9 protein-coding genes and 1 CRISPR repeat array are annotated in these 8,515 nt (G+C 58.5%); of the genes, 3 read left to right on the top strand and 6 right to left on the bottom strand.

Features of this window, described 5'->3' with window-relative positions:
* Nucleotides 1-44 precede the first annotated feature (44 nt).
* A CRISPR array of direct repeats spans nt 45-381; the repeat unit is 37 nt; unit sequence GTTTCCGTCCCCTTGCGGGGAAAAGGTAGGGATCAAC.
* 335 nt (nt 382-716) lie between these two features.
* Complete coding sequence (ald, locus tag NW840_RS12740; RefSeq protein ID WP_414344666.1) at nt 717-1,805, top strand: alanine dehydrogenase; 1,089 nt, start codon at nt 717-719, stop codon at nt 1,803-1,805.
* A gap of 33 nt (nt 1,806-1,838) precedes the next feature.
* Here ald and NW840_RS12745 read toward each other — a convergent pair whose 3' ends face one another.
* From NW840_RS12745 to rpsN, 4 genes are all read right to left on the bottom strand, one after another.
* Complete coding sequence (locus NW840_RS12745; protein ID WP_414328861.1) at nt 1,839-2,612, bottom strand: ABC transporter permease; 774 nt, start codon at nt 2,610-2,612, stop codon at nt 1,839-1,841.
* A gap of 76 nt (nt 2,613-2,688) precedes the next feature.
* The gene (locus NW840_RS12750) at nt 2,689-3,525 is read right to left on the bottom strand and encodes an ABC transporter ATP-binding protein (protein ID WP_414344668.1); all 837 of its coding nucleotides are present in this window, start codon (nt 3,523-3,525) and stop codon (nt 2,689-2,691) included.
* 438 nt (nt 3,526-3,963) lie between these two features.
* Complete coding sequence (locus tag NW840_RS12755; protein ID WP_414344670.1) at nt 3,964-4,596, bottom strand: ribonuclease D; 633 nt, start codon at nt 4,594-4,596, stop codon at nt 3,964-3,966.
* 57 nt (nt 4,597-4,653) lie between these two features.
* The gene (gene rpsN, locus NW840_RS12760; RefSeq protein WP_011432985.1) at nt 4,654-4,959 is read right to left on the bottom strand and encodes a 30S ribosomal protein S14; all 306 of its coding nucleotides are present in this window, start codon (nt 4,957-4,959) and stop codon (nt 4,654-4,656) included.
* Nucleotides 4,960-5,155: 196 nt separating this feature from the next.
* Between rpsN and NW840_RS12765 the strand changes: the two genes are divergently transcribed.
* Nucleotides 5,156-5,470 (top strand): hypothetical protein, encoded by a 315-nt coding sequence (locus NW840_RS12765; RefSeq protein ID WP_414344672.1) that lies wholly within the window; start codon nt 5,156-5,158, stop codon nt 5,468-5,470.
* On the opposite strand, the gene NW840_RS12770 is transcribed toward NW840_RS12765, so the two are convergent.
* Both NW840_RS12770 and NW840_RS12775 read right to left on the bottom strand, forming a co-directional pair.
* On the bottom strand, nt 5,467-7,002 hold the full coding sequence (locus NW840_RS12770; RefSeq protein ID WP_414344674.1) for a YcjF family protein: 1,536 nt from the start codon (nt 7,000-7,002) through the stop codon (nt 5,467-5,469). The genes NW840_RS12765 and NW840_RS12770 overlap by 4 nt on opposite strands.
* Before the next feature lie 83 nt (nt 7,003-7,085).
* A complete protein-coding gene (locus NW840_RS12775) occupies nt 7,086-7,577 on the bottom strand; it encodes a cytochrome c oxidase assembly factor Coa1 family protein (protein ID WP_414344675.1) in 492 nt (163 codons plus the stop codon).
* A 519-nt stretch (nt 7,578-8,096) separates the two neighbouring features.
* On the opposite strand from NW840_RS12775, the gene NW840_RS12780 reads away from it, so the two are divergent.
* A complete protein-coding gene (locus NW840_RS12780; RefSeq protein WP_414331733.1) occupies nt 8,097-8,411 on the top strand; it encodes a hypothetical protein in 315 nt (104 codons plus the stop codon).
* Nucleotides 8,412-8,515: the final 104 nt, after the last annotated feature.

The raw sequence follows: 8,515 nt of genomic DNA on the forward strand, positions 1-8,515 counted from the left end.
CAACACGATGAACTGGAGTCTCTGGGATGGACGCCCTACTACTGGTTTCCGTCCCCTTGCGGGGAAAAGGTAGGGATCAACGTCCAAATCCAGAAGGCCAAAGAGCGCGGAGCAACCGAAGTTTCCGTCCCCTTGCGGGGAAAAGGTAGGGATCAACTTCATCCGTCTGCTATCGTAGACGGGGTGCCTATGTTGTGTTTCCGTCCCCTTGCGGGGAAAAGGTAGGGATCAACATCGCCCGCCGGTCGAGTTGGTCAAACGCTTTGTGGCGTTTCCGTCCCCTTGCGGGGAAAAGGTAGGGATCAACCGGTACCAAGCTTGTTCTGTTATCGGATCGCTGTCGCGTTTCCGTCCCCTTGCGGGGAAAAGGTAGGGATCAACCCTACCCCCGGAAAAGCTTGAATCCATGCAGTTTTCAAGGTGCGTTCGCGAGGGAGTACGGAGACTTCGTGACATAGATATTAACATTGCTCTTGGGGATAAGCGCAAGCAAGAAAATTGGGCTTTCTGAGGCTGTTATGTCTTGTTTTCGTGCCAATCATGGCAAGAGATCTAGGTTTGCCCTTGAAATCTTGAGCTAACAAAATTAGCCTGGCGATTGCTTGCCCCGACAGATCGCGCACAAAACTTTACAATTTTCGCTCTCCTGCTCAGGCCAGGGCTCCCATCGGGGAGAGAGTCTGTCTAGACTGGAAAGCAGCCCTACGGGGATCCCTATGCGAATTGGCGTGCCCAAAGAGATCAAAGAGCAAGAGTTCCGTGTCGGGCTGACACCGGCGGCGGTGCGGGCCTTAACCGAACAGGGGCATCAGGTGTGGGTGGAAACCCAAGCAGGCCAGGGGGCGGGCTTCACGGATGAGGACTACCAAAAAGCGGGGGCCAAGCTGGCTGTCACTCCTGAGGAGATCTACCGGCAGGAGCTGGTGGTGAAGGTAAAGGAGCCCTTGCCTGCCGAGTATCCTCTGCTCCATCCCGACCTCATCCTGTTTACCTATTTGCACTTGGCCGCCAGCCGCGAGCTGACCCAGGCGCTGTTGCAATCGGGGGCCACCTGCCTCGCCTATGAAACGGTGGAATTGGCAGATGGATCCCTGCCCTTGTTGATGCCCATGAGCATGATTGCCGGGCGGCTCTCGGTGCAATTTGGCGCCCATTACCTCACCCGACAGCAGGGGGGGCGGGGCGTGTTGCTGGGCGGGATCCCAGGGGTATCGCCGGGACGGGTGGTGATCTTGGGCGGAGGCACGGTGGGCACCGAGGCGGCCAAAATGGCCGTAGGCTTGGGGGCGCGGGTGCAGATTTTGGACATCAACCTGCAGCGGCTGAACGAGCTGGAGCTGCTCTTTGGATCCCGTGTGGAGCTGCTCTACAGCACGGCCCAAAGCGTGGAAGAGTGTGTTCGCGAGGCCGACCTGGTGGTAGGGGCAGTGCTGGTGCCGGGAAGGCGGGCGCCGGTCTTGGTGGGAGAAGAGTTGGTGGCCCAAATGCGTCCTCGCTCCCTCATTGTGGATGTGGCGGTGGATCAGGGGGGGTGCATTGCTACCACACGGGTTACCACCCATGCCCAGCCGGTTTACGAAGCCTACGGGGTGCTACACTACGGCGTTCCCAACATGCCCGGAGCCGTTCCCTGGACTTCGACCCAAGCGCTGGTCAACGCCACTCTCCCCTACATCCTCAAGCTGGCCAACCTTGGCCTGGCCGCTGCTTTGGAACAAGACCCGGCCTTGGCCAAAGGGCTAAACGTCAGGGCAGGCAAGCTCATCCACCCGGCGGTGCGAGCCACCTTTCCAGACCTGGGCTAGCTCAGGCAGGGGTTGGCTCCCTGGGGAGAGATGCTACTGTCGCCAGGACAGGACATAGCGCTCCAAAGCCGCAAAAAAGGTGTAGAGCAAAATGCCCATAATGCCGAGGGCAGCCAAACCCGCAAAGGCCAAAGGCACATCAAAAGAAGAACTGGCCGACACGATCAGGTAGCCCAGACCCTGGTTGGAAGCCACCGTCTCCGAGATCACCGAGCCGACAAAAGCAAAGGAGATGGCCACCTTCAACGAGGCAAACAGGTAGGGCATGCTGTGGGGTAGCCCCACCTTGGTGAAAATCTCCCAAGAGCTGGCCCCCAGCGAGCGCAGCACATCTCGCATCTCGGCTTCCACCGTCTCCAGCCCCACCGCCACATTGACTGCAATGGGGAAAAAGGCCAGCAAAAAGGCCGTGATCACCGCCGGGATCAGGCCCAAGCCAAACCAAATCGCCAGCAGCGGCACCAAAGCCACCTTCGGGATGGTGTTAAACCCCACCAGCAGCGGGTACAAACACAGATGGGCCAGGCGGGAGCTGCCGATGATCGATCCCAGCAATATCCCCCCCACCAAAGCCAGCGCAAAGGCCAGCAGCGTCGAAGTGAGGGTGGTTAGGGAGTGACGCAGAATCACCGGGCTCCACTGGTTCATGGCTGCGAGGATCTGGGTGGGCGCCGGCAGAATGAAGCGAGGAACGTTGAACAGCCCCACCCCCACCTGCCAGAGCACAAGGGTCAAAACGATGGTGACAGCGGGCAAGACCACAGAAGCCGTTTGGGTCTGCAAAAATCGGTCAAATGATTTTTTCATGGGATCCCTCGGCAGAAATGCGCGGTAACCTGTCCAGCAAACCTTTCCAGATTTTTTGGATCAAGGGCTCTTTGGCCTAATAGCTGCGCCGAATGTGCTGGCGCACTTCCGAGACCAAGCGGTGAAACTCGTCCGTCAGGCAGATCTCCAGCGGGCGTGGACGGGGCAGATCCACTTTGAGGGAAAAGATGATCTCGCTAGGCCGTGGCCCCATCACATAAATGGTATCGGAGAGGAAAACCGCCTCCCGCAAATCGTGAGTGATCAAAATGGCGGTGCAGCCGGTGCGCATCCACAGCCGTTGCAACATTTCCCACATATCCTCGCGGGTAAAGGCATCCAGAGCAGCAAAAGGTTCGTCCAACAGCAGCAGCTCCGGCTGATGGATCAAAGCGCGGCACAAGGAAGCCCGCTGCCGCATTCCCCCGGAAAGCTGCCAAGGATAGGCTTTCTGAAAACCCTCCAAGCCCACGGTGGCCAGCAGCTCCAGCGCCGACTTTTCATGCTGGGCCAGGTTTTGCTTGAAGGTACGCTTGTAAGGCTCCACCACCTCCAACGGCAGCAACACGTTCTGTAAGGTCGTGCGCCAGGGTAGCAGCACCGGGTTTTGAAAGGCCATGCCCACACTCTTCAGGGGGCCGGTGATGGGCTGCGACTGGAAGTAGAGGGTGCCGCTGTAGTTGGTGTTCAGGCCGGAGACCATCTTCAGCAGCGAGGTTTTGCCACAGCCGCTCGGCCCCACGATGGAAACAAACTCCGAGTGCTCCACGGAAAAGCTGAGGTCGCGGATGATCGTGACCGGGGATCCCTTGCCGGGGTACTGCAGCGAGACGTGGCAAAACTCCAGAACAGGCTTGCCTGGGATGCTGGGGGAAGATGACCCACTTTGAACCACCCTTTGCGACTCCAACATCAACTCAGCTCCAATGGTTTTCACAGTGGCCCAAGTGAGGGTTACTCCCCTTGATCTGGACAGATGATGGCCGGAGCGATGGGGGCTGCAAGCCGGTTTATCTCGAGAAGCCCATTGGTACGACCAGCCCCATCCTCACTACATCAAAGAGAAGGGCGGCCAACTGTGTTGGCAGATACTTTATGCGCCGGTGACGTATCCCCATTTTCAGCTTCGGGAGAGGGGGGATCCCTGAGAATCCGGTCATCCAAAAGAATATGGTCATTTCGATGCAAACTAAGACACTGCACCCACACTAAAACGTTGGTCGCGTCGTCGCGCCAGCGTTGCGGAGCAATAATGCACGAAGCCAGAAAGCCTTTCTCAGTAGCCCTGGCGTCTCAACCTAACCTGAAACGACTATAACTATCTATAACTATCTATCAAATAAGACTCCGACTACTGATGTTCAAAGACGTTACTGAAGCCCAACAGATCCAGCTCGACCAAGGTGGGCAAATGTTGGAAACAGCGCTGTGCCAACTCCCAGCGTTCTTCCCGCCGTAACATCTCCGCCAGCTTGTGGCGAACCGGAATCAAATAGCGAACATCGTTGGCGGCATACTCCAGTTGTTCGGCGGATAGCGCGTGGACGGCTCCCCAATCGGAGCTTTGGGCAGTTTTGTTGAGTTCGACCCCGCACAGCTCGCTCACCACATCCTTGAGGCCATGCTTGCTGGTGTAGGTGCGGGCCAGTTTGCTGGCAATTTTGGTGCAAAAGACGGGCCACGCCCGGATCCCCAGGTGATAGCGCAGCATCGCCAGGTCAAAGCGGGCGTAGTGGAAAATCTTTTCAATGTTGGGATCCGTCAGCAGCCCCGCCAGAAGGGGGGCCTGCTTTACTCCACGGCTCAACCGCAACAACACCACCTCGCCGGCAGGGTTGGCGATTTGCACCACGCAGAGCCTGTCCCGCTGCGGGATCAACCCCATCGTCTCCGTATCCACGGCCAAGTGGGGTTCCCCGGCCAGGGCCTTTGCCACTGCAGGGGTGAGATCTTCGTCACAGAGCTGAAAAGGTTGCAGGCCCACTCAGGATCTCTCAAAAGGGTGTTTTGGCTGCATAACCAAGCGGCGAAGGCCAGGCAACTACCAGCTAGACTTGACCACACCTGGCAATAAGCCTCTGTGGGCCATTTCCCGCAGGCTGTTGCGGCACAGGCCGAAATCGCGGAAGTAACCCCGGGGACGCCCGGTTTTCCAGCAGCGGTTGCGCAGGCGTGTGGGCGAGCTGGCCCGAGGGAGTTTTTGCAGTTGGGCGTGCAGCTCCATGCGGGTGGCCTGGTCGATGTTGGGATCGGCCATGGCCGCTTTCAGTTGTTGGCGCTTCTCCCGATACTTCTCGACCAAGCGTTGGCGCTTTTTCTCCCGCTCGATCATGCTCTTTTTAGCCACGGCTCACCTGTTTCCCCAGATTTTTCAGCTTTACTAGGATAACGAGGAGCAGCGGCTCCAAGCAAGGGGATCCCAGGCCCGCCCACGGCCATCCTCGCCAATGTTCATCCCTCTTTTCCGCTCTCCGTGGGATCCCTGAGGCCAGCCCCTCGGCTTGGGGGCAACCTACCTCTATAGGCGAGGTTGGTGTTGGGTGATGGCCATTTCCAGAGTGATCCCGTTTATCGCCACCAAGTTTAGGGTTTCCCCAGAGCAGATTGAGGCCACGCGCGTGATTCTCCACAAGCCGCCGGCTCTGTTGGCAGTGCTGAAGTCGGCCTCTCCACTGCCCAAAGAGGTTTTGCAGGATCCCAGTTTGGCCTATATCTATCCTGCCGCCTTCATTCAATGGTCGAAGTGCATGCATGGCTTGGCGGATTGGGACACTGGGCCGGCACTGAGCTACGCCGATTATGTGGCGCAACTGAAGCTGGCCTTCATGCCGACGGATATTGCCCTGAGCGGCCATTAGGGATCCCTTGGGTTGGCCATCCCATTTCGGAAGATGCGCCGGGAAGCCTCGCGGACAAACTCTTTGAGCCAACCGGATTTTTGGGTATTTTGCACCTGGGCTTTGACCACCGCCTGCATCCCCCCTTCTCCCCAGCTTTGGTTGTGCTGGAAATACTCAATGAAGCTCTTGCCGGCAATGCGGGTGAGATAGCCAGCACTGGCTGCCTGAATGGGGGCTGTCGCCAGAAAACCGACGACGCTCACTTCGGCAACGGTGGCCAAGATCCCCGTGGTCAGTTGGATCGCCCCTTCCACCAAGCCCAAGCCCGCTAGGGTTTTGGCCAGAGACAAGGCCAGCTCCCGCCCCTGCTGCAGATCCATCTTGCAGCCGTAAAGGGATCCCAGTTCCACCACCATCTGGGCGTTGATGGCGGCAATGGCCAGCAGATCCACCGCCGGGATGGGGTTGGCAAATACCACCCCTGTAACAATCCACTGAAAGCGATCGATCACTTCCTCGGCTTGGCGGCGCAGTTGGGCTTGGAGAATCCGCTTGGCCTCTTCCCCCAACTGTTGCGATTGCAGCAGAGCATTGTCCAAGGCCAGGGATCCCCCCTCGGCATAGAGCACCGCCTGCACGCGATCCCGCACCGCCGCCACCTCCGGCTCCGGTCGCCAGGTTTGGGATCCCACCCGTACAGGGGCTGGAGCAGCGGCAGCCATCAACACATCCTGAGGTGGAATCAGGGGGTAGACCCGCTCCCGCAGGCGTTGCAAGAGGATCTGCCGTTCTTCTGAGGTGTAGCGATCCGCTTTGTTCAGGATCAGCAAGGCCCGCTTGCCCAGGGCGATCAACCGGCGCAAGGGATCCACCTCTGACTGGCGCAGATCCCCATCCACCACCACCAGCAGCAGATCGGCAGCTTGGGCTTGGGCTTGCGCCTCCTGTTCCCGCATCACCCCTGCCGGGCCGATCTCCAAAATGCCGGGGCAATCCAGGATCTGCACCGGCTGCGGGATCCCGGGCAAGTTCCAATCGTAACAAGCTACCGCCTGGGTGGTGCCCAGAGTGGCCCCCACCGCCCCCGCCCGCCGCCCCAGCAGCGCGTTGACCAAAGAAGTCTTGCCCGCCGACCCGGTGCCGAAGACCACCACCTTCAGCTGGGGCTGGGCCAACTGTTGGGCCAGTAGGGCCGACCGTTCTGCCAGCGCTGCCCGCGCCACTTCATCCTGGATTTGCGCTAGCTGCGCCTCCAGTTGAGCCAAGTTCTGTTGCGCCGCTTTCCGCTTTTCCAAAGCCGTCTCCGGCAAGGCAGGGGGTCTCCTGCTGGGGGCGGGTTGGCGAAACAGAAACAAGTAGTAGATGGCAGCGGCCAAAAACACCAGCAGCAGCAGCACCAGCACCCCAATCAACAGCCCCCCCAAAATCGGGTGGTAGCGGGTGGCGTAGTACAGATCGAGAAACGATTGGATCAGCCAGACGATCAGCCCGGTGAACGAGGCCAACAGCGCCAACAGCAGCAGCAAGCGCAGGTAAGGGAGCGACCGCATAGGGATCCAACAAGGCCACAACCGTTCGCGTCAGCGGGACGGAGTCCTTTTGACTCTACCCGCGGCTGAGCATATCCGGCTACCTAGATGTCGCCTTCTGGCTGCAGGGGCAGGGCTTCTCCATCCGACTCTTCCTTTTCACACCGAGATTCCCCCTCGATGACCTGAATGGCCTGCGGATCCCCGTCAACTTTCACTTGCAGATGGCGCAACTGCCATGCCGAGCCGGCCATGCCCCGCTCCGATTCCACCACCACATCGCCGGTGCGCTGGGCCCCTGTAATCAAAAAGAACAGACACACCCAACCGGCTTCCTCATCTTCCTGAAAGCGCAGCCGCGAGGGCCATCCCGGCCTCAGGGGCTCTCCCAAACGTTCCACCACCACGGCATTTTGTTCGAGCTGCTCCACCGCCAACTGGTAGGTGCGATAGGCACCCGAAGTGCGGATCCCATTCCAGACTAGGATCCCTGCCCCCGCCAGCCCCAGGCCCAACACCGCCAGCAGGCCCAAACAGCCGCAGCCACAGCAGCCCAGAGGGACAGCACAGCCGACTTTTTGTGGAGTTTCTGACACAGCCCATTGCCACCCTAGAATGCCCCCACCCTAACACAAGGCTGTTGCTCATCCTCTATGCCTTCATTGCCGACAAGGTACAGACAAAAAGCCAAGCAACCCTACGCCATTTGTCGGTGACGAACATCGCTTCTCAGTTCCGTATTGCCACAGATATCTGTTACGGCCTCAAACAACAGCTCGAAAAATCATGGGATCAGCACCTCTTTGGCAAGTTCAAGCAACTCACTGTTGAGTCTAATTTTGTACTGCAGTGAGGATGGGATCCCTACGTATCCAATTGTTGGCTCTACTCCCACTTCGATTGGAAAGGCTTGTGAAGCAAGGATTTCAAGCTTTTCGCCTGAATAGGATCTGGATGGATCAGAAAGTCAATGGATACCTGGAAAGCCCTATTTCCTGAACATTGGGAAAGATGACAAAGCGCGCATATCGAATCCGCTATTTGGCGGAGTCAATACCAGAGGGATTTGTCGAGAATAAGAGCAGCAAAAGGTCTCCATCCAATCGCCTAAACCTATGGATGAAGCGACAACCATAACCGTGCAGCAGATCATTCAAACCGCCATGATGACCGGTTTGCTCACCGCTGCTCAGGAACACGAACTTAACGTAAGGCTATTTCGAGAGGAGTGCTCCGAAGCCGACCTCTTCCTGCTGCGCCGTCTACACCGCTGCCTACGCCAGGGATCCATCCGCCAGATCCCGGCCCTGAACAACACTGTAGCGGTTGGCCGCTTTGGCCCGCCCCTGCGCCTGGTACCGGACAGAGCCGAGACAACTCAGTCCCAGCCGACTGGGTTAAGCCTGGCGAGGGATCCCAAGACCGGGTAGTCAAGCAATTACAAGCAATTAGTAAACTACCCGACACCCGCGCTATGCGCAGGGTGCGGGCTTTATCCCAATCCCTAGCTGACCCAGAGGACAGCTAAGTTTCG

This window comes from Synechococcus sp. R5-13 (genome assembly GCF_047462015.1).
In the GTDB taxonomy this organism is placed as follows: Bacteria; Cyanobacteriota; Cyanobacteriia; order Thermostichales; family Thermostichaceae; genus Thermostichus.